Source organism: Dellaglioa sp. CoH-55-MRSF-9, assembly GCF_056782155.1.
The window spans coordinates 1-238 of record NZ_JBXAYG010000173.1 but is presented as its reverse complement, the minus strand read 5'-3'; the positions used below and the strand labels follow the sequence as shown (position 1 = coordinate 238).

Here is a 238-nt window from a genome sequence, read left to right as displayed (position 1 = left end):
GTCTCCGTGCCGTCGGCCAGCCGGAGCGCGACCCCGGAGGCCGCGCCGTCCGTCACGAGCACGTCGCGGAGGAACGCCCCGGCCACCACCCGGATGCCCGCGGCAGTGACGGCCGCGTCGAGCGCCCGCTGGATCTCCGCGCCGGTCGCGTCGCCGCCCGCGTGCAGCACGCGCGCGCTGGAGTGGGCGGCCTCCAGACCGCGGGCGAGTCCGGGCCCGTCGCGGTCGAAGGCCACGC

1 pseudogene is annotated in these 238 nt (G+C 79.8%); it reads right to left on the bottom strand.

The window, feature by feature from the left end:
• Positions 1-238, bottom strand: a pseudogene (locus AC1RPV_RS08240) (hypothetical protein); the annotation flags it as partial.